Origin of the sequence: Streptococcus pseudopneumoniae (assembly GCF_001074975.1) — a bacterium.
GTDB classification, from domain to species: Bacteria; Bacillota; Bacilli; order Lactobacillales; family Streptococcaceae; genus Streptococcus; species Streptococcus pseudopneumoniae_D.
Window position 1 is genome coordinate 1 of record NZ_JUUO01000086.1, and the last position, 26,478, is coordinate 26,478.

Genomic DNA, 26,478 nt, shown 5'->3' on the forward strand with positions numbered 1-26,478 from the left:
GAAAATCAAAGAGCAAACTAGAAAGCTAGCCGCAGGTTGCTCAAAACACTGTTTTGAGGTTGTAGATAGAACTGACGAAGTCAGTAACATCTATACGGCAAGGCGAAGCTGACGTGGTTTGAAGAGATTTTCGAAGAGTATAAGGAGATAAAATGAATAATAATTTATTAGTACTACAATCAGACTTTGGTCTGGTAGATGGTGCGGTATCGGCTATGATTGGAGTGGCTTTAGAAGAGTCTCCAACCTTAAAAATCCATCATTTGACGCATGATATCACGCCTTATAATATTTTTGAGGGGAGCTATCGTCTCTTTCAGACGGTAGATTACTGGCCTGAGGGAACGACGTTTGTATCGGTTGTCGATCCAGGTGTCGGATCAAAACGTAAGAGTGTGGTTGCCAAGACTGCAAAAAATCAATACATTGTCACGCCAGACAATGGGACGCTTTCCTTTATCAAGAAACACGTTGGTATTGTAGCCATTCGTGAAATTTCTGAAGTGGCCAATAGACGTCAAAACACAGAGCATTCTTATACCTTCCACGGTCGTGATGTGTATGCCTATACTGGCGCTAAACTAGCTAGTGGTCACATTACTTTTGAAGAAGTGGGCCCAGAGCTAAGTGTGGATCAGATTGTGGAGCTTCCAGTCGTAGAGACTATCATAGAAGATCATCTGGTGAAGGGAGCCATTGATATTCTGGATGTGCGTTTCGGTTCGCTTTGGACCTCTATCACACGGGAAGAATTTTACAAGCTGGAACCAGCATTCGGTGACCGTTTTGAGGTGACTATCTATCACGCTGATATGCTGGTTTATCAAAATCAGGTTGTCTATGGCAAATCATTTGCAGATGTGAGAATTGGGCAGCCCATCCTTTACATTAACTCTCTCTATCGTTTAGGTCTGGCTATCAACCAAGGTTCCTTTGCCAAGGCCTATAATGTGGGTGTCGGTTCATCTTGGACCATTGAAATAAAGAAAATAGAATCATAAAATAGGAGAATATAGATGAAAAATCAATCAATTAAACAAGTTGTTGCTATCGGTGTTGGAGCTGCGCTCTTTGTTGTTATCGGGATGATCAGCATTCCGACACCCGTTCCAAATACAAGCATCCAGCTTCAGTATGCGGTACAGAGCCTCTTGTCTATCATTTTTGGCCCTCTAGTTGGTCTACTTGTCGGTTTAATTGGGCATGCGGTGAAGGACTCTCTTGCTGGCTACGGTCTTTGGTGGACTTGGATTATTGCTAGTGGACTCTTTGGTCTAGCTGTCGGACTCTTTAGAAAATACATTCGAGTAACACAGGGTGTTTTTGAGTTGAAGGATATTGTCTTCTTTAACCTCATTCAGATTGTTGCAAATGCTCTTGTTTGGGGTGTCTTGGCACCACTTGGAGATGTCGTGATCTACCAAGAAGCGGCAGAAAAAGTATTTGCCCAAGGGATTGTTGCAGGTATTGCTAACGCTGTGACTATTGCTATTGCGGGGACTCTTCTTTTGATAGCTTATTCACGTACACAGACTCGTTCAGGAAGTTTGAAAAAGGACTAACATAAAGGAAAAGGCTGGACAACCAGTCTTTTTTGATGTTTATAGATTAGTTAGGCAAGTAAGCTAGTGTTGGAATCTTGTTGGCGCTAAGATTTTAAGAGAAGAGACTTCAAGAAGGCCTTGTTTTATGATAAAATAGAAGCCTAAGAAGCGAATGAAGAGAGTAAGATGAAAGAAGCTATAATTGAGTGGAAGGATTTCTCTTTCCAGTATGAAACGCAACAAGAACCGACCTTGCAAGGGGTGGACTTAACCATTTACAAAGGAGAGAAAGTCTTAATTGTTGGGCCATCTGGGTCAGGTAAGTCTACCTTGGGTCAGTGTTTGAATGGGATTATTCCTAATATTTATAAGGGTCAGACATCTGGAGAATTTTTAATCAAGGGGCAAGCTGCCTTTGATATGAGCATCTATGATAAATCTCATCTGGTCAGCACAGTTTTGCAGGATACAGATGGGCAGTTTATCGGTTTATCCGTGGCAGAGGATTTGGCTTTTGCACTGGAAAATGATGTGACAGATCTAGAAGAGATGAAAAGTCGCGTTCATAAATGGGCTGAAAAGCTGGACCTTCTCCCTTTACTTAATCAGCGTCCTCAGGATTTGTCAGGTGGACAAAAGCAGCGAGTCAGTCTGGCTGGTGTTTTGATTGATGAGAGTCCGATTCTCTTGTTTGATGAGCCACTTGCCAATCTGGATCCCAAGTCAGGTCAGGATATTATCGAATTGATTGACCAGATTCATAAGGAGGAGGGAACGACGACCCTTATTATCGAGCACCGTTTGGAGGATGTTTTGCATCGACCTGTGGATCGGATTGTCTTGATAAACGATGGTCGTATCCTATTTAATGGGAGTCCTGACCAGTTACTGGCGACTGATTTATTGACACAAAATGGAATTCGAGAACCCCTTTATCTAACTACTCTCCGTCAATTGGGTGTGGATTTAGTCAAGGAAGAACAATTAGCAAATCTGGATAACTTGTCTATCTCAAAAGGCCAGGTTCAGTTGCAGACTGAACTTGCAAAAGAGAGATCGGAATTGAAGTCACTCTTTAGACTAGAGGATGTTTCTTTTTCTTATGATGATAGACCGATTTTAAAATCCATTCATTTAGATATTAAAAAGGGTGAGAAAATTGCCATTGTCGGAAAAAATGGAGCAGGGAAATCAACTCTAGCCAAGGCCTTGAGTAGCTTTATCCAGACTGAAGGACGTTATCTTTGGGAAGGTCAGGGTATCAAAGGAGATTCTGTTGCAGAGCGGGCAGAACGAGTAGGCTATGTGCTGCAAAATCCCAATCAAATGATTTCAACCAATATGATTTTTGATGAGGTGGCTCTAGGACTTCGTTTGCGAGGTGTGGACGAGCAGGAAATTGAAACGAGAGTCTATGAAACCTTGAAAATCTGTGGTCTCTATGAATTCCGTAATTGGCCCATTTCTGCCCTGTCATTTGGTCAGAAAAAACGTGTGACTATTGCATCGATTTTGGTCTTGGGAGCTGAAATTATCCTCTTAGATGAACCGACAGCAGGTCAAGACCAGAAGAACTATACTGAGATTATGGACTTTCTTGAAGAATTGCATCAAAAAGGGCATACCATTGTCATGATTACCCATGATATGCAATTGATGCTGGATTATTCAGACCGAGCCCTTGTCATGGTGGATGGAGAATTGATTGCCGATACTGATCCAGCCAGTCTATTGAGTAATCCCGAGATGTTAGTAAAAGCCAATCTAAAAGAAACCTCTATCTTTAACTTAGCTAAGAAACTCGACGTGGATCCACTTGCTTTAACGGCATTTTACAAGGAAAGGAGAGAAGGATGCAAGCTAAATTAATCGGTTACCAGCATAGAGATACTGTGATTCATCGCTTGTCAGGAGCTGGTAAACTCCTCTTTTTCATCCTCGTGTCATTGGCGGCTATGATTAGCTATGATACCAGACTGCTTGTTCTGATTGCCATTTTTTCGGTCTTTCTTCTCTATCTGTCAGAAATACGCTTTAAAGATGTTTCCTTTGTAGCCGTTTTTGCGACGGTATTTGCCGTTTTAAACGTCTTGATGGTCTATCTCTTTTCTCCTGAATATGGGGTTGGACTTTACGGAGAGAGAAGTGTGATTTGGCAGGGAATCGGTGCCTACACTCTGACCAGCCAAGAACTCTTTTATCTGCTGAATTTGGCCATTAAGTACCTTTGCACCATTCCTCTGGCTATTATCTTTTTGATGACAACTCATCCTAGTCAGTTTGCTTCTAGTTTAAATCAAATTGGTGTGCCTTACAAGATTGCCTATTCAGTCAGCCTGACCTTGCGCTATATTCCAGATTTGCAGGAAGAATTCTTTACCATCAAGATGTCTCAGGAGGCGCGTGGGATGGAATTATCCAAGAAAGCTTCTCTTATGCAACGAATCAAAGGCAATCTACGTATTATTACGCCCTTGATTTTTAGCTCGCTAGAACGCATTGATATCATCGCAACCGCCATGGAACTTCGACGCTTTGGGAAAGAGAAAAAACGCACATGGTATAGTTATCAGGCCTTGAAAAAAGGAGATTATCTTACCTTGCTCTTGGCAGCTGTGTTTTTAGTAGCTAGTTTACTACTTATCTTGCAGAATCAGGGACGATTTTACAACCCTTGGAAATAGCCTGAAAAAATTGAAAAAATCAAGTCGTTTCTATTGACAATGATTCTGAAAGTGTTATACTAAGAAAGTAGTTTCGCTGATTTACTTCAAACCTGTTGTGAGGTAAGTTAACGATGCCTTAACCACGCTGTTTGCTGAGCTTGACTCCGGGCAGTGTGGCTATTTTTTTGCAATGGTGAAAGGAAGCAAGTCATGACAAATCACATTGTATTATTTGAACCTCAGATTCCACAAAATACAGGCAATATTGCGCGTACTTGTGCTGCGACCAATTCTCCCCTCCACATCATCAAGCCGATGGGTTTTCCTATCGATGACCGTAAGATGAAGCGAGCTGGATTGGATTATTGGGATAAGCTAGAGATTTATTTCTATGAGAGTTTAGAAGATTTCATGTCTCAGATGAAGGGCAAACTCTATTTAATTTCGAAATTTGCTGAAAAAGTGTATTCTGACGTAGATTTATCGACTGACGAAGACCATTATTTTCTCTTTGGACGTGAAGACAAGGGCTTGCCTGAGGACTTTATGCGAGAACATCCTGAGAAGGCTCTTCGTATTCCCATGAATGATGAACATGTCCGCAGTCTAAATGTGTCTAATACCGTCTGCATGATTGTCTATGAGGCTCTTCGCCAGCAGAATTTTTCAGGTCTTGAACTCGTTCATACCTATGAAGTGGATAAATTGAAATAAAAAATGAAAATGAACAAAATGCTTGCGCTTGCAAGCGTTTTTTGTTATGATAAAAGAGTCTTCAGGGCAGGGTGTGATTCCCGACCGGCGGTGACTTTAACTAGGAAATGATCTTTTCCTTTTATACTTTGTTGACAAGCTTTGCCTAACCAGAAGTTATGCCTACAGCTTGTCGCCTAGTCTAAAAGAAAAATCTCTATTTCCTTCTCTTTAAAGAAGTCCGCGAGCGCAAGCTGATGTGGTGAGATTCCACAACCGACAGTATAGTCTGGATGGGAGAAGACGAAAGAATAGCTTTGTCTGTTCCGATAGATTTATAGCTAAACTGTAACCGCTCGCTTTGATAGAGTGAGAGGGAACTTTTGGGATATAAAAAGTGAGAATAGATAGAGGAATCCTTTCTAACTTCTTCTGATTTTATAGAAAATTGGAGGAACCTGTTATGACAAACACACGTCGACTTTCGACCATTGCGATTCTATCAGCCATCTCATTTGTGCTGATGTACTTTGACTTTCCGCTCTTACCAGCGGCGTCCTTCCTCAAGATTGAATTTAGTATCTTGCCAGTCCTTGTGGGTTTGGTGGTCATGGATTTGCCTGCTGCTCTAGGAATTCTCTTGCTTCGCTCACTCTTGAAACTGCTTCTTAATAGCCAGGGAGTGAATACTTACATTGGTTTGCCAATGAATATCGTAGCTTTGGGAGTTTTTGTCATCGTATTTGCTTTGATTTGGAAAAAGGAACGGACAACTCTTCGTTTCCTACTAGGCTCTCTAGCTGGGACTATTGGTTTAACCGTGGCTATGTTGGTTCTCAACTATGTTTACGCTGTTCCTTTGTACGCTAAGTTTGCTAACTTTGATATTGGAAAAATTTTGGGACTTTCCAACTACCTAATGACCATGGTATTACCTTTTAACTTGATTGAGGGTGTAATCTTTTCCATTTCATTCTGGTTGTTGTACGTTCTCTTGAAACCAACCTTAAAACATTATGAAAGATAAACAAACATTTTTAATGAAGGGCAGTTTTGCCCTTTTACTTTTCGTTATTCTTGGCTATATGGTCAAATTTTATCCTGAAATGTTGGTCAATTTTGACCAACCCATTCAGTCTGCCATTCGAGGAGACTTACCAGATTATTTGACAGTTCTGTTCCGATCCATCACACGCCTGATTGATATCCCAGTGGTTATCACTTGGGTTGTCATTACAGCTTTTGTCTTTTATCGTAAGCGATGGAAGATAGAAGGCCTACTTATGTTGGGGAATTTGGCTTTGGCAGGTCTTTTAATTGTGACCTTTAAAAATGTATACCAGCGCCCACGACCAGCTATCTTACACTTGGTTGAGGAGAAGGGATTTTCCTTTCCAAGCGGCCATTCTCTGGCTGTAACCTTGATGGTCGGATCTCTGATTGTCATTCTCAGTCAACGGATTAAAAATCCAGTCTGGAGAAAAATTGTGCAAATTATTCTTGGGCTCTACCTAGTCAGTGTGCTGGTCTCAAGGGTCTATCTGGGAGTTCACTATCCATCAGATGTCCTTGCCAGTCTCTGTGTAGGCTTGGGAGTCCTGTTTATCGAGTTTCCCTTCTATGACAAACTCCGCTTCCAATGGCGATTTAAAGGCAAGCAGAAGTGATGAAAAAGATAAAAAATTATACAAATACAAAGATAAGGATATAAAATATATATTTTAAACGTGTTTTTGAAACTTGATGTACTTTAATAAATAAAGCAAGGAGGAATAAAGTGTGGACATGTTACTAGCGACACGCTTAAAAAACAAGAGAAAGGAATTAAAATTATCTCAAAAGGAATTGGCTAAGGGGATTTGTGAGCAAGGACAGATTAGCCGTATGGAGCAAGGTAAATACTCACCCGGGTCAGAATTACTCTTTCAGCTATCTAAGCGATTGAAGGTGAGCATGAATTATTTCTTTGAAGAGACTGAGGTTTCTAGCTTAGAAAATATTGATAAGTTTAAAGAACTATCTAAGAAGTTTTTGGATGAGAGGGAATATGAATCTCTCCATTACATCTATGAACTAGAAAAATCTAAACGTGCTCGTTTATCTGCTAAAGATCAGATTTATTTAGACTGGATTGATACATTAGTTCAATTCCATTATCTGAATCATCAAACAGAGGCAGTTGCGAAATTGGAAAAGATACTGTTGTCTCTGAAAAAATCTGATTTTTACTATCTACAGCTGGGAAATACCTTGGCTAATTTTTATTTTGATATGGGGCAGGAAGACACATATCAGGAGCTCTATCAACTTTTAAAAGAGAATATCCAGTCATTATCTGTTCATCATTTGGAACAATTAGAATTGATGATTAAATTCCGATATAACTATTGTAGATATTTGTGGTTGAATGAACGAACATCTGAAGCTATAGAAGAGATTACAGAAACAATAGCTATTTGTAAAAGATATAATAGTAGTTATCGATTAGCAGATTTGTATTGTTTATTGGGAAATATAAGTGTGGGATTTGCTGAAAAGTATAGGATACTAGGTTTTTATCAAGTATCTTATCAGCTTTACAAGCACGAAGAGAACCAGAGAATGATGATGGAAATTGAGAAGGAAATAAAATTATTGGAAAGTGAAGATTAAGAAAAAGATTTGTATTTTTAGATAACTTAAATTCATATTTCAAAAAAAATAAGAAATCTACATAAAAGTTATTGACAAACTAAAATTGATGTGTTAGAATATCGCCAATAGTTAAGGAGGTTTAGAAGATGAAAAGATTTCAAGTTGTCAAGCTATGTATATTAATTGCTTTATTGCTTCTATTTCTATTTAATGTGTTAAGTGGCTCTTTATCTGTAACAACTAGAGGAGTTGATCCAGGACCAGCATATGGAATTTCACTTTAAAGATATCCAACATATCGCTTCATAAACAGAATTGAGTTTTACTTTCAAAAATAAATCAGATTCTGATGGAGGATTTAGTCCTTAAGTGTTGTATTAGTGTATTGAGACTTCATTTATCTGGATGTTGAAGTTTTGCTTGTGAGATTTATCTAAAAAACTCTTTAACTATATTTATAAAGGCTTTATAGAATTTTCCTTTCCGGAAAAAGAATTCTAAATAAAATTAGGAGAATTACCATGGAAACATTGTCAAATCTTGAGATGTTACCAGTTGCACCTCTTCCTACGCAAGTTGAAAGATTATGCGACTTTACATGCTCGGTTACAGTCGGTTAGTCTTAAATGCTTTTAGAACCTCTTCTTATTGAAATGTTGATGTCTGCATATAAAATATTTCATAATTCTTTATAGTTTGACAGTTCATTTTTAAGAAGTTCAAGTTTAATAGGCGCTTTCATGTATTTAATCAATTGTAGATTATTTACGAAAGTTTAAGATAGTTTAATTATATAGGAGAGGTGGGTTAGTCTACTTCTCTTTCTTTATATACGAGGAGTAATTAATGGATGTTCTTGAGAATTCAATACAACAATTTGATTCTAAAGTTAAGTATGTTTCTTCTGACTGGGTTTATTTTGGCTATAATAAGAATTTATCAGATTCGGGATGGAAAATTCACATAAGTTCACAAATGAAAGATGCGGTTAGTATCTTTACACTAGTAGCATCTTTTTTACGCGAAATTGAATGTTCATTTAAAGTTGTTAAGGATATTGAAAGTTTAAAAAAGATTAACTCTCCACGAGAAACGTCACCTATAGCCAATAAATTTATGACAATTTATCCTGCAAATGATAAGCAAGCTCGTGAAATAATATTAGCGTTACGTGAGAAACTTGCTATATATTTTTCTCCAAGAATATTGTCTGATTTTCAATGTGGAAAACATTCACCGCTGCACTATAGATTTGGTTCATTTAAAAAAATACAAGAATATGACGAAAAAAATCACAAAATTATTTATTTGTTGAAAAACGAGGAGGGGAATTGGGTAGAAGATGTTCGTAAAAATTTTCCTGTGATACCTGATTGGAAGGAGGATCTTTTTACTCCAGAAGAGAAACAGGAGTTATTTGGAGAGATAGGGAGAATACCTGAGAATCATTTAATAAATAACTATAAATTTGAAATAATATTAAAAAAATCTAACAGAGGGAATGTATATAGAGCTAAAAAGAAAGATACTGGGGAAAAAGTTATTGTGAAACAAGTGCGTCCTTTTGTCAGCAACGATGTTGAGGGGAAGCATTTTGCTATCGCTGAGATAAAAAATGAAGCTAATATGTTGAAGATATTAGATTCTCAGCTTTATACGGCAAACTTTATAGATGAGTTTGAAGTTGATGGAGACTATTTTGTTGTTCAAAGTTTTATTGAAGGATATAGTTATTTTGATTTAATTGGGGAAGAAAGGTTTTCTTATAGAACAAAATTAAAATTAATAGATAATTTAATATCAATTGTTAATTCTATTCATAGTTTAGGATATAAGATTGTAGACTTATCGCCTACAAATTTTATTTATAGAGAAGATGGTTCTATATTTTTAATAGATTTAGAGAATGTATCTCTGATAAAAGATGTACGACGATATGTAAAAACCCCTTTTATGGTAAATCCAGATAATGACCTATCTGAGAGTTCGATTAATCAAGATTATTTTGCTGTAGCCATGACTAGTTTTGCTATTTTGGTTGGTAGAACATTAGCTTTTTCGCCGGGAGACAATCTGTACGATATTAGTTGTATTGATAAAATAAAACAAGCGTTACGAATCGCTAAAAATATGGAATATATATCAGAGAGTGTGTATTACTGGTTGATTTATCTGTTGAATTTAAGTGAAGCGAAAGAATCTACTAATATAATAAAGAAAATTAATGAAATTGAAATTTTGAATATTGATATGTCAGAGGTGGATTTTAATGTTAGTTGTTATGATTTTAAAAAGGAATCTGAGAAAATAGCACATTTTATTTTATCACAAAATATTGATAGCACAGGTCGTCTTTTACCTTCAAATGAATTTGGAGAATTTGTTAACCCGATATCTTTTCAGCACGGACTGTCTGGTTATATAATATTTGTTACTCAATGTTTATCGTCTTCTGAACTGAAGTTAGTTAAGCAATGGGTTCAAAAGATAGAAATAACAAGAGATAGCAAGAGTTATCTGTATCAAAATTCATTGTATTTTGGTGCGTCAGGATTTTTATGGGCTTTAATATTATTGTTTGAAAGAACAGGTGATATTTTTTATAAAAATAAAGCTACTACTCTAGTAAGTGAAATATTGTTAGGTTATAATGATATTAGCGAACAGGATTTTGTTTTAGGAAAAGCAGGTGTTTTGCTATCTCTTATGAGGTATTATGAGTTGGAAGGAACCGCCTATCTTGAAGAATTTATCCATACTGCAATTTCTGAACTTCAAGAGGAAATCGGTCAGGATTTTTCACAATATAATTCCTTGTTTGATTATAGTTTTGCTCATGGAAAAGCAGGAATAGCATATGTTTTGAATGAATATAAAATTTTATTTGATAGTAAGAAATTTGATTCTATAATAAGTATTTTTACAGAAGAAATTGCAAAAATATTATCACAAGAAATTTTGAAAAATAAAAATAGTTATAATAATTTAGAGCTATCTTGGTGTGATGGACTATCAGGGTTGATTCTATATCTTTGTTTGGTCGAACCTCTAAAATACTCTAAGTTAATTTCGGAGGCTAGAGTGGTGATTCTTAACCACCACCTGAGTATGGAAACATGTTATTGCCATGGCATTGCTAGTCTGTTACAAACTTATGCGTATGTATTTGGAGATAAAGATAAGAATGATATAGTTCAGTTGCTTCTTACTAAGTCTTTTAGAAAGTATGATGAACTTCTTGTTTTTCAAAGTGAGAATCGAAATTACGATTATTTTGATTTTGGTATTGGAACTTTGGGAATATATTGGGCACTGTTAGAATTTCAATTTCCTTTTGAACTGAAGAAGGAGGCGATTCAATGAATACTTTTTTGACTAATAAAAGTTATCGAATGTTGCTGATTAATCAATGGGTTTCGTCATTTGGTGATACGCTGTTTTATATTTCCTTTATTTCGTATGTATCGGGATATAAATTTGCTTCATTAGCTGTTCTTTGTATAACAGTTTCGGAGACTTTGCCACAGATTTCTCAGTTGTTCACAGGTGTTATTGCCGATTTTCAAAAAAATCGTGTCGCAAAATATATTGCTATATTGGCAAGTAAGTTTCTGCTTTATACTCTATTGACACTGTTTGTAGCGGATAAGAACTTCTCTATGGGGATGGTTCTCCTTATTTGCGGAATCAATCTTTTATCAGATACCATGAGTTATTTTGCGGGTGCTATGATTTCTCCTTTGTATGTGAGGATTATCGGAGATGATATGACAGATGCTATGGGGTTTAGACAGGCAACTGCTGGTGTAGTTAATATTCTCAGCAACCTTATAGGTGGAGTTTTGATTGGGGTTATCAGTCTTCAGATGTTTGTGGGTTTGAATGCTTTGACCTTTCTTTTTGCACTGTTGGGTGTGGTGCTTATTCGTACTTCTTTGAGAGATATTGAGGGACAGATGGAGGTTGGTAAAAGATTAACCGCAAAATCTTTTGGAGAGCATTTCCTCCATTCAATGAAGATATTGTCAAGTTTTCCAGCAATCATCAAATTAATATTCATTGCAGCTATGAACCAAGTGATTTTAAGTATTATTACCCCTTTAACGACCTTGATGTTGATCCATCATCCATTTATCTTCCTTGACACTGGGCAATCCATTGCAGTCTTGTCCGTGGTTATTTTTTCAGGAACGATTGTGGGAAGTTTTCTGAGCGGAAGTATCTTAAAAAATATTCCCATAAAAATGATTGCTTACTTTGAAGAAATTATGCATCTCTGTATTCTCTTTTCTTGGTTGACCAATCAGTTCCTCCTTTTATTGGCAGTTGTCTTCTTATGCGCAGTTGCTGTAGGAATGATGGGACCTCGGATTTTCAACCTTGTATTTTCGATGGTTCCAGAGGAAGTTATGGGAACCATACAGTCAGTGCTTGGAGTGGTTAATGTTGTTGTACCAGGAATTCTTAGTATGCTCATCGTTGCATTAGCGAGTGCTACAAACCTAAAAACCACAGTGATTCCACTTTTTATTTTTGTGTTGACTGCCTTAGCGATTGTGAGAGCAATGAAAATAGAGTAATAGTAGTATGAACTATTGTCTCTTTTGTGGATGGGAGTCCTGTTTATCGAATTTCCCTTCTATGACAAACTCCGCTTCCAATGGCGATTTAAAGGTAAGCAGAAGTGAGTATCGAATTCCTTTGAGGAGAAAGAAATGAAAGTCAATATAGCAGATCTTCATCCGACTCAACTATACTTATCAGAAAAGAAGTTGCAAGATATTCAGATGCTTTATCAGTCGGTAGAACTAAACAATGTTAATCCAATTAGTATTCTTGCATTTGGAAATTGCTTGTTGATTACAGATGGGCATCACAGGGCTTATCAGGCTTTATTGGCAGGTCAAGCTACGATTTATGCTGAGTGGGATAGAGATGGTGGTGATGAACTATATCACCTCTATGCGCAGGCTTGTGAGGAAAGAAAGATTCACTCTGTTCTGGATTTAAAAAATCATATCTTAGCTCAAGATGAGTATGAAGCAAAATGGTATAACTGGTGTGATGGATTTAATCAAGCAGTAGCTCTTTTATTGAAAAGGAAAGCTGATGAAACAGATTTTACAAATAGATAATTCACTACGTCTCGTTCCTTATTGTAAGGTCAATCATTGTGAGAAAGCTTTTACTTGGTATCAGGATGTGAACTTGGTTTACCTCGTAGATGGGGTGAAGCTTCCTTACAGTCAAGAAACTTTGGAAGCCATGTATTCCTATTTGGATCAGCATGGTGAGCTTTTTTGGATTGAAGTCAAGGAGAAGGGAGAATGGTTTCCAATTGGGGATGTTACACTATCTCAGGATAATCTTCCCATTGTGATTGGGAATCCCGCTTACCAACATCGAGGACTTGGAAAAAAGATTCTAAGTGCTTTGATTGAATTGGCTCGAGTAAAAGGATGGAAAGAATTGAGAGTCAAGGAAATCTACACCTACAATCATGCTTCTAGGAGGTGTTTCAAGTCGCTTGGATTTGTGGGAAATGGAGCAACAGAAAAAGGAATGAGTTTTATACTGAAATTAGTCTAATCTAACTTGTTTTTTAACTCAAAATCTGATAAACTAAGTAGTAATTGAATAGAAATCCGCAAGACTAGTAACTCAAGGGAAGTATATCAGGGAGGGGAGCCGTGACTGAAAGCTCTCTATATGAAAGCTGGGTGAATTCACTTGCCTATGGATTCAGAAATAAAGGTCTGACTTGTCAGATAAAAACGGATGGTACCGCGTGTCAACGCTCCGAGTGGAGTTTTTGGCATGTGGTTTTCTTTTTATCTACGAGAGACTGATGGAGGAATTATGTCAACTATTGAAGAACAATTAAAAGCGCTTCGCGAAGAAACGCTGGCTAGCTTGAAGCAGATTACTGCTGAAAATGAAAAAGAGATGCAAGATTTGCGTGTTTCTGTCCTTGGTAAAAAGGGTTCGCTCACTGAAATCCTCAAAGGGATGAAAGATGTTTCTGCTGAGATGCGTCCAATCATTGGGAAACACGTCAATGAAGCTCGTGATGTCTTGACAGCTGCTTTTGAAGAAACAGCTAAGCTCTTGGAAGAAAAGAAAGTCGCGGCTCAACTGGCTAGTGAGAGCATCGATGTGACGCTTCCAGGTCGTCCAGTTGCGACGGGTCACCGTCATGTCCTCACACAAACCAGTGAAGAAATCGAAGATATTTTCATTGGGATGGGTTACCAAGTCGTGGATGGATTTGAAGTTGAAAAAGACTACTACAACTTTGAGCGTATGAATCTTCCAAAAGACCATCCAGCTCGCGATATGCAGGACACTTTCTATATCACAGAAGAAATCTTGCTCCGCACACACACGTCTCCAGTTCAAGCGCGTGCCATGGATGCCCATGATTTTTCAAAAGGTCCTTTGAAGATGATCTCACCAGGGCGTGTGTTTCGTCGTGACACAGACGATGCGACCCACAGTCACCAATTCCACCAAATTGAAGGCTTGGTTGTTGGGAAAAATATCTCTATGGCGGACCTTCAAGGAACGCTTCAGTTGATTGTGCAAAAAATGTTTGGGGAAGAGCGTCAGATCCGTCTGCGTCCATCCTATTTCCCATTCACAGAGCCATCTGTTGAGGTGGATGTTTCCTGCTTCAAGTGTGGTGGAGAAGGCTGTAACGTATGTAAGAAAACAGGTTGGATTGAGATTATGGGTGCCGGTATGGTTCACCCACGTGTCCTTGAGATGAGTGGAATCGATGCGACTGTTTACTCTGGATTTGCCTTTGGTCTTGGACAAGAGCGTGTAGCTATGCTCCGCTACGGGATTAACGATATCCGTGGATTCTACCAAGGAGATGTCCGCTTCTCAGAACAGTTTAAATAATGATTAGAAAAGCAGAAATGGCAGATGTTGAGGTGTTGGCTAAAATAGCCAAACAAACCTTTCGTGAAACATTTGCGCATGATAATACGGAAGAGCAGTTACAGGAATACTTTGAAGAGGCTTATAGTCTGAGAGTTTTGTCTACTGAGTTGGAAAATCCAGAATCCGAAACCTATTTCATTATGCATGAAGAGGAGATAGCTGGTTTTCTCAAAGTCAACTGGGGAAGTGCTCAGACTGAGAGAGAATTAGAGGATGCTTTTGAAATTCAACGACTCTATGTGCTACAAAAATTCCAAGGATTTGGATTCGGTAAGCAACTGTTTGAATTCGCTCTTGAACTTGCTACAAAAAATAGTTTTTCTTGGGCTTGGTTAGGTGTTTGGGAGCATAATACAAAAGCTCAAGCGTTTTATAATCGATATGGTTTTGAAAAATTTAGCCAACATCATTTTATGGTTGGTCAAAAAGTAGATACAGATTGGTTACTGAAAAAGAAATTAAGGTAAGAAGATGATTCTTCTATTGAAATGATAGGAAAGGAAAAGAACTAGAGTGGCAACTGTCATTCTGGAGAACTAAATTATGCTTGTATCTTATAAATGGTTAAAAGAATTGGTGGACATTGATGTTCCATCACAAGAGTTGGCTGAAAAAATGTCAACTACAGGGATCGAGGTAGAAGGTGTCGAATCACCTGCTGCCGGTCTCTCGAAAATTATCGTCGGTGAGGTCTTGTCTTGCGAAGATGTGCCAGAAACTCACCTCCATGTTTGTCAGGTTAACGTTGGCGAAGAAGAAGCCCGTCAAATCGTTTGTGGTGCCCCAAATGTGCGTGCTGGTATCAAGGTTATGGTGGCTCTTCCAGGAGCTCGCATCGCTGACAACTACAAGATCAAAAAAGGGAAAATCCGCGGTCTTGAGTCACTTGGGATGATCTGTTCGCTTGGCGAATTGGGGATTTCTGACTCAGTTGTGCCTAAGGAATTCGCAGATGGCATCCAAATCTTGCCAGAAAATGCCGTTCCAGGTGAGGAAGTCTTCTCATACCTAGACTTGGATGATGAAATCATCGAACTTTCTATCACACCCAACCGTGCGGATGCCCTTTCTATGCGTGGGGTGGCTCACGAAGTGGCAGCCATCTATGACAAGGCAGTCAACTTTAAAGAATTTACTCTAGCAGAAACAAATGAAGATGCGGCAGATGTTCTTTCTGTCAGCATTGACACAGACAAGGCGCCTTACTATGCCGCTCGTATCTTGGACAATGTGACCATCGCACCAAGTCCACAATGGTTGCAAAACCTTCTCATGAATGAAGGCATCCGTCCCATCAATAACGTTGTGGATGTGACCAACTATATCTTGCTTTACTTTGGTCAACCGATGCATGCCTTTGATTTGGACACTTTTGAAGGCAATGACATCCGTGTGCGTGAAGCGCGTGCTGGTGAAAAATTAGTGACCTTGGACGGTGAAGAACGTGACTTGGACGTGAATGACTTAGTCATTACTGTCGCAGACAAACCAGTAGCTCTTGCAGGTGTTATGGGTGGTCAAGCAACAGAAATCTCTGAAAAATCTAGTCGTGTGGTTCTTGAAGCTGCTGTTTTCAATGGCAAATCAATTCGTAAGACCAGCGGTCGCCTCAATCTTCGTTCAGAATCATCTTCTCGCTTTGAAAAAGGCATCAATGTGGCTACAGTCAATGAAGCTCTTGATGCGGCTGCTAGCATGATTGCAGAACTTGCAGGTGCGACGGTGCGTAAGGGCATCGTTTCAGCGGGCGAACTTGATACTTCTGATATGGAAGTTTCTTCAACTCTTGCAGATGTTAACCGTGTCCTTGGTACAGAACTTTCTTATGCTGATGTAGAAGACGTCTTCCGTCGTCTTGGTTTTGGTCTTTCTGGCAATGCAGATAGCTTTACAGTCAGCGTCCCACGTCGTCGCTGGGATATCACTATCGAGGCAGACCTTTTTGAAGAAATCGCTCGTATCTATGGTTATGACCGCTTGCCAACTAGTCTTCCAAAAGACGATGGTACAGCTGGTGAATTGACTACGACACAAAAACTTCGCCGTCAAGTTCGTACGGTCGCTGAAGGAGCAGGTTTGACAGAAATCATCACCTACGCTCTGACAACTCCTGAAAAAGCAGTTGAGTTCACAGCTCAACCAAGTAACCTTACGGAACTCATGTGGCCAATGACAGTGGACCGTTCTGTCCTCCGTCAAAATATGATATCAGGTATCCTTGATACAGTGGCCTACAACGTGGCTCGTAAGAATAAAAACTTGGCTCTTTATGAAATTGGAAAAGTCTTTGAACAAACAGGCAATCCAAAAGAAGAACTTCCAAATGAGATTAACAGCTTTGCCTTTGCCTTGACAGGCTTGGTTGCTGAAAAAGATTTCCAAACAGCAGCGGTTCCAGTTGATTTCTTCTATGCTAAGGGAATCCTTGAATCCCTCTTTGCTCGTTTGGGACTCCAAGTAACTTATACAGCAACATCTGAAATCGCTAGCCTTCATCCAGGTCGTACAGCCGTAATCTCACTCGGTGACCAAGTTCTTGGTTTCCTTGGCCAAGTGCATCCAGTCACTGCTAAGGCTTATGATATCCCAGAAACTTATGTGGCTGAGCTCAACCTTTCAGTCATCGAAGCTGCGCTCCAGCCAGCAGCTCCATTTGTGGAAATCACGAAATTCCCAGCAGTCAGCCGTGACGTTGCCCTTCTCCTCAAGGCAGAAGTGACTCATCAAGAAGTTGTAGATGCTATCCAAGCTGCAGGCGTGAAACGTTTGACAGATATCAAACTCTTTGACGTCTTCTCAGGCGAAAAACTAGGACTTGGTATGAAGTCAATGGCTTATAGCTTAACCTTCCAAAATCCAGAAGATAGCTTGACGGACGAAGAAGTCGCACGCTACATGGAAAAAATCCAAACATCGCTTGAAGAAAAAGTGAACGCAGAAGTGCGTTAAAGTATCAATCCATCCTTCGGGGTGGATTTTTTCTTTTCAAATAACAATTCAGGATCAAAAATGGACAGTTGAGGAGCAGAGAAGATAAATTGGAGTTTGCCACTGTATAATGGATTTATCACTAAAAGTGCTCCAGGTCATATTTTACATAGCATTAGTCTTTTAAAAATGGACAGAAATCATTGTAAAGGTTATCAAAAAGGGGTATAATAAGTGTAAGAAATTTCGGAGGTGAAAGATGCTAGAAGTAAGAAGTCTAGAGAAAAGTTTCGGTTCCAAGCAAGTTTTGTTTGGTATTAACTTTCAAGCGCGACCAGGTCGTATTTTGGGACTAGTCGGAAAAAACGGTGCTGGGAAGACAACGATTTTCCATAGTATTTTGAAGTTTTTAGAATATCAGGGAGAAATCAGTCTGGATGGTCAAGATATTCGTCAGGAGACCTATGCTCGAATTGGTTATCTACCTGAAGAACGCAGTCTGATGCCTAAATTGACAGTTCTTGAACAAGTTCGCTATTTGGCGACTCTAAAAGGCATGGATGCCAAGGAGGTCAAGGAAAAGCTCCCCCAATGGATGAAGAGGTTGGAAGTAAAAGGAAAGCTGACTGATAAAATCAAGAGTCTGTCAAAAGGAAATCAGCAGAAGATTCAGCTCATTATTACTTTGATTCATGAGCCAGACTTGATTATCTTGGATGAACCTTTTAGTGGATTGGACCCAGTCAATACAGAAATGCTCAAACAAGTCATTTTTCAAGAAAAAGAGCGTGGAGCAACTATTATCTTTTCTGACCATGTCATGACCAACGTCGAGGAACTTTGTGACGATATTCTGATGATTCGAGATGGCCGTGTGGTCTTGCATGGGCCGGTTCAGGATGTCCGTAATCAATACGGAAAAACGCGTCTCTTTGTTTCAAGTGAACGAAGCAAGGAAGAATTGGAAAATCTTCCTCATGTCAAACAGGTGAGCTTGACCAAACAAGGCAGTTGGAAATTGATTTTAGATGACGAGAGCGCTGGAAGGGAACTCTTCCCAATCTTGACTCAAGGGCAATATATCGCAACCTTTGACCAGCAAGCGCCAACAATCGATGAAATCTTTAAACTAGAATCAGGGGTGGAAGTATGAGAAATATGTGGGTTGTAATGAAGGAAACCTATCTTCGACACATCAAGTCATGGAGTTTCTTCTTTATGGTGATTTCACCATTCTTGTTTATTGGTCTATCTGGAGGAATTGGCTATCTCCAAGGCTCTTCAATGGCTCAGAGTGGCAAGATAGCAGTGATTAGCACTGTTCCAGCTGTGACAGAAGGTCTCAAATCTACCAATGGGCTCAATTTTGACTACAAGGATGAAGCAAGTGTTCAAGCTGCTATAAAGGATGAAAAATTAAAAGGTTATCTGACCATTGACCAAGAGGATAGTGTCTTGAAGGCGGTTTATCACGGTGAAACTTCTCTTGAGAGTGCTATTAAGCTAGGAGTAACGAGCAAGTTAAATGAGCTTCAAGGCCAACTCAATCGTTCGGCAGCCAATTTGTCGCAAGAACAGGAAAAACGCTTGGGACAAACAGTTAACTTTACGGAGAAAATTGATGAATCCAAGGAAAATAAAAAAATGATTCAAACAATTGCGGCTACAGCGGTTGGAGCCTTTCTCTATATGATTTTAATTACTTATGCTAGTGTCACTGCCCAGGAAGTAGCTAGCGAGAAAGGGACTAAAATCATGGAGGTGGTCTTCTCCAGCATTCGAGCTAGCCATTATTTCTATGCTCGTATGCTTGCCTTGTTACTTGTGATTTTGACTCATATCGGCATCTATGTCATGGGTGGCCTTGCTGCCATTCTGCTCTTTAAAGATTTGCCATTATTAGCCCAGTTTGGTATTTTGGACCATTTGGGAGATGCTTTCTCTCTGAATACCTTGCTCTTTATTTTGGTCAGTCTCTTTATGTACGTAGTTTTGGCAGCCTTCCTAGGTTCTATGGTTTCTCGTCCTGAGGATGCAGGAAAAGCCTTGTCACCTTTGATGATTGTGATTATGGTAGGTTTTGTGGGGGTTACTGCCCTAGGATCTACGGGAGACAATTTGATTTTGAAAATTGGTTCTTATATTCCCTTTATTTCGACTTTCTTCATGCCATTTAGAGCTATTAATGGCTATGCAAATGGTCTAGAAGCTTGGGTTTCTCTTGCAATCACGATTGCTTTTGCAGTAACGGCAACAGTCTTTATTGGACGTATGTATGCTAGTCTCGTTTTGCAGACAGATGATTTAGGTCTATGGAAAAGCTTCAAACGTGCCTTATCTTATAAATAGAAGAGCCTCGCGAAAGCGAGGTTTTCTAGAGAAAAAAAGAGTGGAATTCAGAAAAATATTTTTCATATCTATTGACTTTTAGGGGTGAAATTTGGTATGATAGTAGGCGGTATTGTTTACCCCATTTGAAAGGCCCCGGAACCTTCCAAATACTTTTCGATGGGAAGGAACACCCATCACCGTAAACAAAAATCGAACTATATATAGGAGAAATCATGAACAAAACAACATTTATGGCTAAACCAGGCCAAGTTGAACGTAAATGGTACGTAGTTGACGCAACTGATGTACCACTTGGACGTCTTTCTGCAGTAGTTGCTAGCGTACTTCGCGGAAAAAACAAACCAACATTTACACCACACACTGATACAGGTGACTTTGTGATTGTTATCAATGCTGAAAAAGTTAAATTGACTGGTAAAAAAGCAACTGATAAAATCTACTACACTCACTCAAACCACCCAGGTGGATTGAAACAAATCTCTGCAGGTGAACTTCGTTCTAAAAACGCAGTACGTTTGATCGAGAAATCAGTTAAAGGTATGCTTCCACACAATACACTTGGACGCGCTCAAGGTATGAAGTTGAAAGTATTTGTTGGAGCTGAACACACTCACGCTGCACAACAACCAGAAGTTCTTGATATTTCAGGACTTATCTAAGGAAAGGAACAATAAAGTATGTCACAAGCACAATATGCAGGTACTGGACGTCGTAAAAACGCTGTTGCACGCGTTCGCCTTGTTCCAGGAACTGGTAAAATCACTGTTAACAAAAAAGATGTTGAAGAGTACATCCCACACGCTGACCTTCGTCTTGTTATCAACCAACCATTCGCAGTTACTTCAACTGTAGGTTCATACGACGTTTTCGTTAACGTTGTAGGTGGTGGATACGCTGGTCAATCAGGAGCTATCCGTCACGGTATCGCTCGTGCCCTTCTTCAAGTAGACCCAGACTTCCGCGATTCATTGAAACGCGCAGGACTTCTTACACGTGACTCACGTAAAGTTGAACGTAAGAAACCAGGTCTTAAGAAAGCTCGTAAAGCTAGCCAGTTCTCAAAACGTTAATCAATACGATTATATCAACGTTTCAAAGCACTTTGCAAAGGTTTTGCAAAGTGCTTTTTTGTCAATTTTTGAGCTCGATTAGCTTTGTGATAACCTTCTGATAACCTCTTCAAAATTTTAAAAATCATAATTCTATTTTGCTTTATTGAGATAATCTGCAAATTTGTCAATAGAGTTTTTCTCACCAGTTTTTGTGGTGTGAGTATAGACATCTAATGTCATCTGACTGCTTGCATGACCGAGACGTTTTGATGTATTAGAAGGATCGATTCCAATTTCAGACATAAGTGTTGCATGTGTATGTCTAAACCCATGTGGGCTAATTGGTTTTAATTTATGCTTTTTAATAATTCGATTCAGTACGTTATTAATGTAATCAGCATGCAAAGGTTCAATTTTGTCATTACTTGATATGTAATAGAACATATATTCGTTACTAATATTCAGCTTTGTAAGAGGAAACTGAGATTGTTCTTTCAGATAGAAATTTCTCCATTGCTTAATAATATCGATTGTCTCATCATCAAGATAGATTGTACGAACTGAAGATTCATTCTTTGTGCTCTTTTCAATCGCTTTACCGTCAATTCTTCCTAGACTTTTATCTATGTTCAATAGATTGCTGTCAAAGTTAATATCAGCCCATTTTAAAGCGTATAACTCCTCTTTTCGTAGTCCACTAAATGCAAGCAGTCTAAATAAAGCAAAATGTTTAAATGGCTCAGTTTCTTTCACTATATCAAGGAAATGATGTAATTCCTCCAGAGACCAAAAATTATCTGATCTAGTTTTTTTGATTTTAGGCATGATAACATTCTTCATTGGATTTCGATCAATGTAGTTCATGTTGATTGCAAAATCAAAAATTTTTGAGGTATAGGATTTTATCTGTTTGATATTTTTGAAAGTCTGAGATTTTTGTGTGATAAAATTTTGACAATCTAAAGGACTGACTTGGTCAATAAATTTATCGCCAAATATTGGTAGAATATGTATTCGATAGATATTCTTTGTTTGGGAAGAAGTTGTTTCTTCAACGGTACCAACATAGGCCTTAAACCATTCTTGATACAGTTCTTTATAAGTGACTTTGGGGTTAGTTTTGTCGGTATTTACTGTGGGGGCGACGACACCAGCTTCTAAACGAGCTTCGTACAATTTTGCCTCTTTTTTGGTTTTGAATCCTCTCTTTAAGTGCCTTTTTTTCTTTCCATAAGCATCTAAGCCAATGTAAAAGCTGACATAGTATAGGATTCCTTTTTTTGTTTTGTATTTGTGTATAGACATTTTTTCTCCGTATCTAAGTTTTCGGAGCTTATGTAATTGAGAAATGAGTGTCTATCTAATTTTTCTATCTTCTTGGCGAATAGCGTATTCGTCTGTTTTAATCCAGCTCTGCCAAACTTTAGAATCTTTATTTTGGTGATTCATATAGTCTATAAACTCAGACATAAAACGTTTGTTTTTCTCAGCTAGGTATTCTGAGAATATATGACGAAATTCATCTGAAAAACTATCATCAAGTGGTAGTGTTAATGCCCTTTCGCCAAATTCGATACTTTTCTTTAACTTCTCCATATCGCTTTTAAAAGGTGTCACAGAACCAATTTTAGATGTTTTGAAACTGTCTGTAACAATTTTAAGATTTGATGGAGCGTGTGGGTTGCTATCAAGCCCCATAATGTAAGCGACGGAAACATTAAAGTATTTTGCTAATTTTTCAGCATTATTTTTTTTAGGTTTGCGGATTCCTTGATTGTATCCAGAAAGTGTAGGATAGGCTATATTTGTAGCTTCGCTAATTTCTGTCAATTTTTTTCCGCTATTTTCTATCAGTTTAGTAATATGATTGGTCATAAGAACCTCCTTTTTATCATTATAACACATTTTATTCTTTTTGAATAAAAAAGCTTGACAAAAATTCAAAAAGGATATATAATTCGAAATGAATAACAAATTAAATAGTTTCGGAGCTTATTTAATTTAGAAATGAGGTGTGAATTTATGTCGGAAACTACTTTAGTTGTCCAGCTTCCTAAAGAATTAGAGAATCAATTACGTGCTCATTATGATGAGATGATTTCAAATGCTGTGGCAAGAGTATTTGAAGATAAAGAACTTTATAAACCCATGGTTCGTATGTCAGGTCTATCTAGGTGGTTAGATGTATCTACGACTACAATCCAAAAATGGACGAAAGAAGGAATGCCAACCATGGTGATTGATGGAGTGACTTTATACGATAAAAGAGCAGTAACAAGATGGTTGAAGCAATATGAAAGATAGGTACTCGTATGAATGGTGTTCAGTGGATCAAGATAACAACAGATATATTTGATGATGAAAAAATTCAGTTGATAGAATCGATGCCAGAAGGAGATACACTTATTGTAATATGGTTCAAAATTCTGGTACTTGCAGGAAAGCAAAATAATAGTGGCATACTGAGTCTAGGAAACAAGGTATATTACACAGAAGAGATGCTTTCAACAGTGTTTAGACGAAAAGCGACATCTGTAAAATTAGCTCTTAGCATGTTTGAAGAATTTGGCATGATAGAAATCATAGATGGCGCTATTACCATTCCAAAATGGGAGAAACATCAGAATATAGATGGCCTAGAAAAGATTAGGAAACAAACTAGGGAACGTGTTGCTCGTCATAGACAAAAACAGAAAGCACTAATTACAGGCGAGCCACAACTTGTTTTAGACTGTAACGTTACAGTAACGGATGAAAATGAGAATGTAACGCAAGAGATTAAGAACAAGAGTAAGAATAAGAAAGAGATTGAGAATATACTGGATAATAGTTCTAGAAAGCCTGAAACTTATATTCTGCCTAAATATTATTCTTTGTTAGAATCCATTTCTTATAAGTACAATGATAGATTTTTGTATCCTAACAATTACACTTTAACACATGCTCAGAAGATGAAGATAGGAGAGTATTTAGCTAGTGGATATGTAACTAGTGATGAAGTTATTAGCATGATTGAACGGATTCCTGAGGATGCGACTTCTCCGTTAGCGTATTTATTTAAGTCTATGGAGAATTTAAAGCAGGAACGTATGCTGGAGTGCAAAGCTATTGCCCATGAAAATGCCCGAAAGAAGTATATGATAAATGAGTAGATATAGGACTGTTCTAAAGAAATGTTATATCACTGAAGAGCAGAATGAAATAGTGAATAACTTGATTGAAATGACAAACCATCTAAATTTTTCCTCTTATGCTAGGAAAATGTTGTTTAAGAGTTCGCCTATTTATCTTCAATTTGATTTTGAATCTTATCATGACTTTATATTTCAAGTTAGAAGAATTATCAATAACTTACGTCAGTTAGAAAGAATAGCGGAACAAAGTGAAGATTTCGATAATGTAAGGATATTTCACTGCTGTGTTGAGCTGATGATAGGATATGAAAAGAAGACAAGCAAACAAGTGAAAGAACTTGTGAAACGACTAAATAAGAAAACGAGGTGATAAGATTATGAGAATAAAATCGGTGTTGAAACAGGTATTTTTGACAGAAGAAGAAAATAAAAAATTAAATGATTGTATGAGGAAGGAAAATATTCATAATTTTTCTGAGTTTGCTAGAAAAAAATTAATCCGAACAGATTTGAACATTCACAAAGTCTCTTTTGAAGCGTTAGTTCCTTTGACAGAAGAGTTGGAACAGGTAGGAAAGAATATCAATTCTATAGCCCGTCTTGCAACTGTAGTTGGGAGAATAAGCTATGAAAACAAAATGGATATGTCTATTTTGATGCAAAAAATAGTTGATGTGATGGAGGAAAAAGATGTTTATTTTCAAAAGTAATATGGATAAGGATTTTGATCAGATATGCGAATACATATTGAAATTAAAGCGAGCAGAATTATTTCTTCATGGGATTAAACAACAAGATAAAACGAAGGCTCGTTTGTATCATGCGATGCTGGAATACTACGATGCTAACCATAAAAAAGAAAGACATATGAGAATTTTAAAATAAGGAAACGCTGTTAAAAATTTTGCAGCGTTTTTTATATATCTTCTTAAAATATTTGTACACACAAATGACAGTCAAATCGATTTTTGGAATTATTTTATCGAGAAGGAAAGATTTCTCATAATATGACTTTGCGAGCTCAGAGTCTGTATACACACACTCCCAAAATCATCCCAAAATTTGTATACACAAAGTGTATGTACTTTTTGGGATGATTTGAATTTTGGGGAATCCCCAAACCCCTGATGAATTATACGAGCAAAAAAATTTGGGAGTAAGTTTTAGAAAGAACTATTCTACAGTATTTAAAATCTGACTTTAAGTAAATTTTTTATTATGTGACTATTAGCCTGTCTCACTCTGCTAGGTACGAGACAAAAAAATACCCGCTATGCGGGTGTGTACTGACCCCCAAAAGTTAGACAGAAAAAATCTAACTTTTGGGGTCAGTACAAAAGCGTTTTTATTGTATAAAGAATATCAAATAGTTTGAGGGTTTTACTTGTCGCTGTATTTCTTCACTATCCTTTTTGTAATACTCCTGCTTTGTTCCTGAAATATCTACAGTGAATACGTCATCCTTGAAGGTATAATTCTCTTTTCGGTTTATGATATTAGAGCCAGTCGGTTCGATTGTTGCACTGTCTTTATCAATTGTAAAGGTGTCGGCCTCTCCTTTGTTGCTATTTCCTTTGTTACCTGAAATGGTAAAGGCAACTTCATTTCTACTCTCGTTTATTCAACGGTATTCGCCATCTAAAGAATTGCTTGATTGGTTAGAACATGCAATTAATAAAATTGTAGATAGAGACACTAAAAGTAATGTGATAAATCTTTTCATTTACATACTTTTTATTTCTATATTATATTAAAGAAACATTACATAAGTAAGAAAGTAATTTTTTAGGTTGATCTCTTTCTTTCGGGAAAATCATTATTTTTCGGAAAGTTGATTTATAGTCTCTTTTAAATATAAAATTAAAAAGATGTGCAGGTTGTAATTAACTTGTGCATTTTTTTGTTTAAGGTGAATTCAAAGTATCCTAATATACCATATAGCTGAGAAATAAATCAAAATAGGGAAAAGAAGATATTGACAGAATTCCAAGGTTTGGTATAACAGTCAACTAGATAGTTACAATGATCAACAGGAGATATTCCTGAAGGTGTAATGTAAGATATTAGTGAAAAGATCAGAGAACATACATGGAATATAGTAAACTAGGCTGGGAAGAAGTTAGTAAGTTTGAGGAAATAAAAGGTTATGTACAACATATTTGGCGACATCATGAGAAATATTTTTTTGTTACAGATGAATGGGGAATAGTTGAACAGAGGGTAGTCTATGAATTACTATATAGAACTATTTCAATCACCCTACCAAGTTTTTCTGAGTTACTTGAAAAGTCTAACTTAATTTGACAATTTAGGCAATAAAGAAATTCTAGACAAGCTTTTGAGCTATTCAGAAGACTTGAAACACCACTATCATCTCTATCAGCTCTTACTTTTTCACTTTCAGAATAAGGAACCAGAAAAATTTTTCGGACTCATTGAGGACAATCTAAAGCAGATTCATCCTCTTTTTCAGACTGTCTTTAAAACCTTTCTAAAGGACAAAGAGAAAATCGTCAACGCCCTTCAA

General features: G+C 37.7%; 27 protein-coding genes, 3 pseudogenes and 1 riboswitch. Of the genes and pseudogenes, 27 read left to right on the forward strand and 3 right to left on the reverse strand.

The features are described from left to right. Nucleotides 1-152 precede the first annotated feature (152 nt). The 21 genes and pseudogenes from ADI86_RS04055 to rpsI all read left to right on the forward strand — a co-directional run bounded on the left by ADI86_RS04055 (nt 153) and on the right by rpsI (nt 20,835). Nucleotides 153-1,001 (forward strand): SAM hydrolase/SAM-dependent halogenase family protein, encoded by an 849-nt coding sequence (locus ADI86_RS04055; RefSeq protein WP_045605043.1) that lies wholly within the window; start codon nt 153-155, stop codon nt 999-1,001. A 15-nt stretch (nt 1,002-1,016) separates the two neighbouring features. Beyond that, nucleotides 1,017-1,562, forward strand: coding sequence for an ECF-type riboflavin transporter substrate-binding protein (locus ADI86_RS04060; protein WP_042901648.1), 546 nt, complete (start codon nt 1,017-1,019; stop codon nt 1,560-1,562). Nucleotides 1,563-1,730: 168 nt separating this feature from the next. Next, complete coding sequence (locus ADI86_RS04065; protein ID WP_049531902.1) at nt 1,731-3,413, forward strand: ABC transporter ATP-binding protein; 1,683 nt, start codon at nt 1,731-1,733, stop codon at nt 3,411-3,413. Next, complete coding sequence (locus ADI86_RS04070) at nt 3,398-4,228, forward strand: energy-coupling factor transporter transmembrane component T family protein (RefSeq protein WP_049531903.1); 831 nt, start codon at nt 3,398-3,400, stop codon at nt 4,226-4,228. Before ADI86_RS04065 ends, ADI86_RS04070 begins: the two co-directional genes overlap by 16 nt. 192 nt (nt 4,229-4,420) lie before the next feature. Next, nucleotides 4,421-4,924: a tRNA (cytidine(34)-2'-O)-methyltransferase gene (locus tag ADI86_RS04075; RefSeq protein WP_049531904.1), complete on the forward strand. Its 504-nt coding sequence runs from the start codon at nt 4,421-4,423 to the stop codon at nt 4,922-4,924. Between the two features lie 53 nt (nt 4,925-4,977). After that, nucleotides 4,978-5,212, forward strand: a riboswitch (FMN riboswitch). A 154-nt stretch (nt 5,213-5,366) separates the two neighbouring features. Beyond that, nucleotides 5,367-5,930, forward strand: coding sequence for an ECF transporter S component (locus tag ADI86_RS04080; protein WP_049531905.1), 564 nt, complete (start codon nt 5,367-5,369; stop codon nt 5,928-5,930). Then, nucleotides 5,920-6,570, forward strand: a complete 651-nt coding sequence (locus ADI86_RS04085) for a phosphatase PAP2 family protein (protein WP_049531906.1) — start codon at nt 5,920-5,922, stop codon at nt 6,568-6,570. The genes ADI86_RS04080 and ADI86_RS04085 overlap by 11 nt, the downstream gene beginning before the upstream one ends. A 112-nt stretch (nt 6,571-6,682) precedes the next feature. Further along, on the forward strand, nt 6,683-7,555 hold the full coding sequence (locus ADI86_RS04090; RefSeq protein ID WP_080983169.1) for a helix-turn-helix domain-containing protein: 873 nt from the start codon (nt 6,683-6,685) through the stop codon (nt 7,553-7,555). 128 nt (nt 7,556-7,683) lie between these two features. Continuing rightward, nucleotides 7,684-7,821: a hypothetical protein gene (locus tag ADI86_RS11880; protein WP_160313022.1), complete on the forward strand. Its 138-nt coding sequence runs from the start codon at nt 7,684-7,686 to the stop codon at nt 7,819-7,821. Between the two features lie 562 nt (nt 7,822-8,383). Further along, nucleotides 8,384-10,900 (forward strand): lanthionine synthetase LanC family protein, encoded by a 2,517-nt coding sequence (locus ADI86_RS10725; RefSeq protein ID WP_000382763.1) that lies wholly within the window; start codon nt 8,384-8,386, stop codon nt 10,898-10,900. Continuing rightward, entirely contained in the window at nt 10,897-12,117 is a 1,221-nt protein-coding gene (locus ADI86_RS04100; protein ID WP_049531907.1) for an MFS transporter, read from the forward strand. Before ADI86_RS10725 ends, ADI86_RS04100 begins: the two co-directional genes overlap by 4 nt. 30 nt (nt 12,118-12,147) lie before the next feature. Then, a pseudogene (locus tag ADI86_RS11650) lies at nt 12,148-12,225 on the forward strand (phosphatase PAP2 family protein); the annotation flags it as partial. 27 nt (nt 12,226-12,252) lie between these two features. Continuing rightward, nucleotides 12,253-12,672, forward strand: a complete 420-nt coding sequence (locus ADI86_RS04105) for a chromosome partitioning protein ParB (protein WP_049531908.1) — start codon at nt 12,253-12,255, stop codon at nt 12,670-12,672. Further along, complete coding sequence (locus tag ADI86_RS04110) at nt 12,647-13,126, forward strand: GNAT family N-acetyltransferase (RefSeq protein ID WP_049531909.1); 480 nt, start codon at nt 12,647-12,649, stop codon at nt 13,124-13,126. The genes ADI86_RS04105 and ADI86_RS04110 overlap by 26 nt, the downstream gene beginning before the upstream one ends. 270 nt (nt 13,127-13,396) lie before the next feature. Further along, complete coding sequence (pheS, locus tag ADI86_RS04115; RefSeq protein WP_049531922.1) at nt 13,397-14,443, forward strand: phenylalanine--tRNA ligase subunit alpha; 1,047 nt, start codon at nt 13,397-13,399, stop codon at nt 14,441-14,443. Beyond that, entirely contained in the window at nt 14,443-14,952 is a 510-nt protein-coding gene (locus tag ADI86_RS04120; protein WP_049531910.1) for a GNAT family N-acetyltransferase, read from the forward strand. The genes pheS and ADI86_RS04120 overlap by 1 nt, the downstream gene beginning before the upstream one ends. Before the next feature lie 76 nt (nt 14,953-15,028). Then, nucleotides 15,029-17,434: a phenylalanine--tRNA ligase subunit beta gene (gene pheT, locus ADI86_RS04125; RefSeq protein ID WP_049531911.1), complete on the forward strand. Its 2,406-nt coding sequence runs from the start codon at nt 15,029-15,031 to the stop codon at nt 17,432-17,434. A gap of 238 nt (nt 17,435-17,672) precedes the next feature. After that, nucleotides 17,673-18,566: an ABC transporter ATP-binding protein gene (locus ADI86_RS04130; protein ID WP_049531912.1), complete on the forward strand. Its 894-nt coding sequence runs from the start codon at nt 17,673-17,675 to the stop codon at nt 18,564-18,566. After that, the gene (locus ADI86_RS04135; protein ID WP_049531913.1) at nt 18,563-19,762 is read left to right on the forward strand and encodes an ABC transporter permease; all 1,200 of its coding nucleotides are present in this window, start codon (nt 18,563-18,565) and stop codon (nt 19,760-19,762) included. The genes ADI86_RS04130 and ADI86_RS04135 overlap by 4 nt, the downstream gene beginning before the upstream one ends. A gap of 215 nt (nt 19,763-19,977) precedes the next feature. After that, a complete protein-coding gene (gene rplM / locus ADI86_RS04140; RefSeq protein ID WP_001044624.1) occupies nt 19,978-20,424 on the forward strand; it encodes a 50S ribosomal protein L13 in 447 nt (148 codons plus the stop codon). 18 nt (nt 20,425-20,442) lie between these two features. Then, nucleotides 20,443-20,835, forward strand: a complete 393-nt coding sequence (gene rpsI, locus ADI86_RS04145; protein ID WP_000075973.1) for a 30S ribosomal protein S9 — start codon at nt 20,443-20,445, stop codon at nt 20,833-20,835. A 132-nt stretch (nt 20,836-20,967) separates the two neighbouring features. On the opposite strand, the gene ADI86_RS04150 is transcribed toward rpsI, so the two are convergent. Together ADI86_RS04150 and ADI86_RS04155 are read right to left on the reverse strand one after the other, a co-directional pair. Continuing rightward, nucleotides 20,968-22,122: a tyrosine-type recombinase/integrase gene (locus ADI86_RS04150; RefSeq protein WP_049531914.1), complete on the reverse strand. Its 1,155-nt coding sequence runs from the start codon at nt 22,120-22,122 to the stop codon at nt 20,968-20,970. A gap of 51 nt (nt 22,123-22,173) precedes the next feature. Beyond that, entirely contained in the window at nt 22,174-22,692 is a 519-nt protein-coding gene (locus tag ADI86_RS04155) for a helix-turn-helix domain-containing protein (RefSeq protein ID WP_049531915.1), read from the reverse strand. A 147-nt stretch (nt 22,693-22,839) separates the two neighbouring features. Between ADI86_RS04155 and ADI86_RS04160 the strand changes: the two genes are divergently transcribed. From ADI86_RS04160 to ADI86_RS04180, 4 genes are all read left to right on the forward strand, one after another. Next, nucleotides 22,840-23,121, forward strand: a complete 282-nt coding sequence (locus ADI86_RS04160; protein WP_049531916.1) for a DNA-binding protein — start codon at nt 22,840-22,842, stop codon at nt 23,119-23,121. Between the two features lie 8 nt (nt 23,122-23,129). Next, nucleotides 23,130-23,969, forward strand: coding sequence for a phage replisome organizer N-terminal domain-containing protein (locus ADI86_RS04165; RefSeq protein WP_049531917.1), 840 nt, complete (start codon nt 23,130-23,132; stop codon nt 23,967-23,969). A 359-nt stretch (nt 23,970-24,328) separates the two neighbouring features. Further along, complete coding sequence (locus ADI86_RS04175; RefSeq protein WP_049531919.1) at nt 24,329-24,661, forward strand: hypothetical protein; 333 nt, start codon at nt 24,329-24,331, stop codon at nt 24,659-24,661. Next, nucleotides 24,642-24,836: a hypothetical protein gene (locus ADI86_RS04180; RefSeq protein WP_000469564.1), complete on the forward strand. Its 195-nt coding sequence runs from the start codon at nt 24,642-24,644 to the stop codon at nt 24,834-24,836. Before ADI86_RS04175 ends, ADI86_RS04180 begins: the two co-directional genes overlap by 20 nt. 460 nt (nt 24,837-25,296) lie before the next feature. On the opposite strand, the pseudogene ADI86_RS12555 reads toward ADI86_RS04180, so the two are convergent. Then, nucleotides 25,297-25,674, reverse strand: a pseudogene (locus ADI86_RS12555) (hypothetical protein). Between the two features lie 365 nt (nt 25,675-26,039). Between ADI86_RS12555 and ADI86_RS04185 the strand changes: the two are divergent. Next, nucleotides 26,040-26,255 (forward strand): hypothetical protein, encoded by a 216-nt coding sequence (locus ADI86_RS04185; protein WP_049531920.1) that lies wholly within the window; start codon nt 26,040-26,042, stop codon nt 26,253-26,255. Between the two features lies 1 nt (nt 26,256). Further along, nucleotides 26,257-26,478 (forward strand): annotated as a pseudogene (locus tag ADI86_RS04190) (ISL3 family transposase); the annotation flags it as partial.

What these genes read in the sequence shown, in the direction of transcription:
- ADI86_RS04070 (WP_049531903.1), top strand. Translation starts at nt 3,398, where the DNA reads ATGCAAGCTAAATTAATCGGTTACCAGCATAGAGATACTGTGATTCAT.
- ADI86_RS04175 (WP_049531919.1), top strand. Translation starts at nt 24,329, where the DNA reads ATGAGAATAAAATCGGTGTTGAAACAGGTATTTTTGACAGAAGAAGAA.
- ADI86_RS04105 (WP_049531908.1), top strand. Translation starts at nt 12,253, where the DNA reads ATGAAAGTCAATATAGCAGATCTTCATCCGACTCAACTATACTTATCA.
- pheT (WP_049531911.1), top strand. Translation starts at nt 15,029, where the DNA reads ATGCTTGTATCTTATAAATGGTTAAAAGAATTGGTGGACATTGATGTT.
- rplM (WP_001044624.1), top strand. Translation starts at nt 19,978, where the DNA reads ATGAACAAAACAACATTTATGGCTAAACCAGGCCAAGTTGAACGTAAA.
- ADI86_RS04160 (WP_049531916.1), top strand. Translation starts at nt 22,840, where the DNA reads ATGTCGGAAACTACTTTAGTTGTCCAGCTTCCTAAAGAATTAGAGAAT.
- ADI86_RS04120 (WP_049531910.1), top strand. Translation starts at nt 14,443, where the DNA reads ATGATTAGAAAAGCAGAAATGGCAGATGTTGAGGTGTTGGCTAAAATA.
- ADI86_RS04080 (WP_049531905.1), top strand. Translation starts at nt 5,367, where the DNA reads ATGACAAACACACGTCGACTTTCGACCATTGCGATTCTATCAGCCATC.
- ADI86_RS04185 (WP_049531920.1), top strand. Translation starts at nt 26,040, where the DNA reads ATGGAATATAGTAAACTAGGCTGGGAAGAAGTTAGTAAGTTTGAGGAA.
- ADI86_RS04165 (WP_049531917.1), top strand. Translation starts at nt 23,130, where the DNA reads ATGAATGGTGTTCAGTGGATCAAGATAACAACAGATATATTTGATGAT.
- ADI86_RS04075 (WP_049531904.1), top strand. Translation starts at nt 4,421, where the DNA reads ATGACAAATCACATTGTATTATTTGAACCTCAGATTCCACAAAATACA.
- ADI86_RS10725 (WP_000382763.1), top strand. Translation starts at nt 8,384, where the DNA reads ATGGATGTTCTTGAGAATTCAATACAACAATTTGATTCTAAAGTTAAG.
- ADI86_RS04060 (WP_042901648.1), top strand. Translation starts at nt 1,017, where the DNA reads ATGAAAAATCAATCAATTAAACAAGTTGTTGCTATCGGTGTTGGAGCT.
- ADI86_RS04110 (WP_049531909.1), top strand. Translation starts at nt 12,647, where the DNA reads ATGAAACAGATTTTACAAATAGATAATTCACTACGTCTCGTTCCTTAT.
- ADI86_RS04155 (WP_049531915.1), bottom strand. Translation starts at nt 22,692, where the DNA reads ATGACCAATCATATTACTAAACTGATAGAAAATAGCGGAAAAAAATTG.
- ADI86_RS11880 (WP_160313022.1), top strand. Translation starts at nt 7,684, where the DNA reads ATGAAAAGATTTCAAGTTGTCAAGCTATGTATATTAATTGCTTTATTG.
- ADI86_RS04100 (WP_049531907.1), top strand. Translation starts at nt 10,897, where the DNA reads ATGAATACTTTTTTGACTAATAAAAGTTATCGAATGTTGCTGATTAAT.
- ADI86_RS04150 (WP_049531914.1), bottom strand. Translation starts at nt 22,122, where the DNA reads ATGTCTATACACAAATACAAAACAAAAAAAGGAATCCTATACTATGTC.
- rpsI (WP_000075973.1), top strand. Translation starts at nt 20,443, where the DNA reads ATGTCACAAGCACAATATGCAGGTACTGGACGTCGTAAAAACGCTGTT.
- ADI86_RS04130 (WP_049531912.1), top strand. Translation starts at nt 17,673, where the DNA reads ATGCTAGAAGTAAGAAGTCTAGAGAAAAGTTTCGGTTCCAAGCAAGTT.
- pheS (WP_049531922.1), top strand. Translation starts at nt 13,397, where the DNA reads ATGTCAACTATTGAAGAACAATTAAAAGCGCTTCGCGAAGAAACGCTG.
- ADI86_RS04065 (WP_049531902.1), top strand. Translation starts at nt 1,731, where the DNA reads ATGAAAGAAGCTATAATTGAGTGGAAGGATTTCTCTTTCCAGTATGAA.
- ADI86_RS04135 (WP_049531913.1), top strand. Translation starts at nt 18,563, where the DNA reads ATGAGAAATATGTGGGTTGTAATGAAGGAAACCTATCTTCGACACATC.
- ADI86_RS04180 (WP_000469564.1), top strand. Translation starts at nt 24,642, where the DNA reads ATGTTTATTTTCAAAAGTAATATGGATAAGGATTTTGATCAGATATGC.
- ADI86_RS04085 (WP_049531906.1), top strand. Translation starts at nt 5,920, where the DNA reads ATGAAAGATAAACAAACATTTTTAATGAAGGGCAGTTTTGCCCTTTTA.
- ADI86_RS04055 (WP_045605043.1), top strand. Translation starts at nt 153, where the DNA reads ATGAATAATAATTTATTAGTACTACAATCAGACTTTGGTCTGGTAGAT.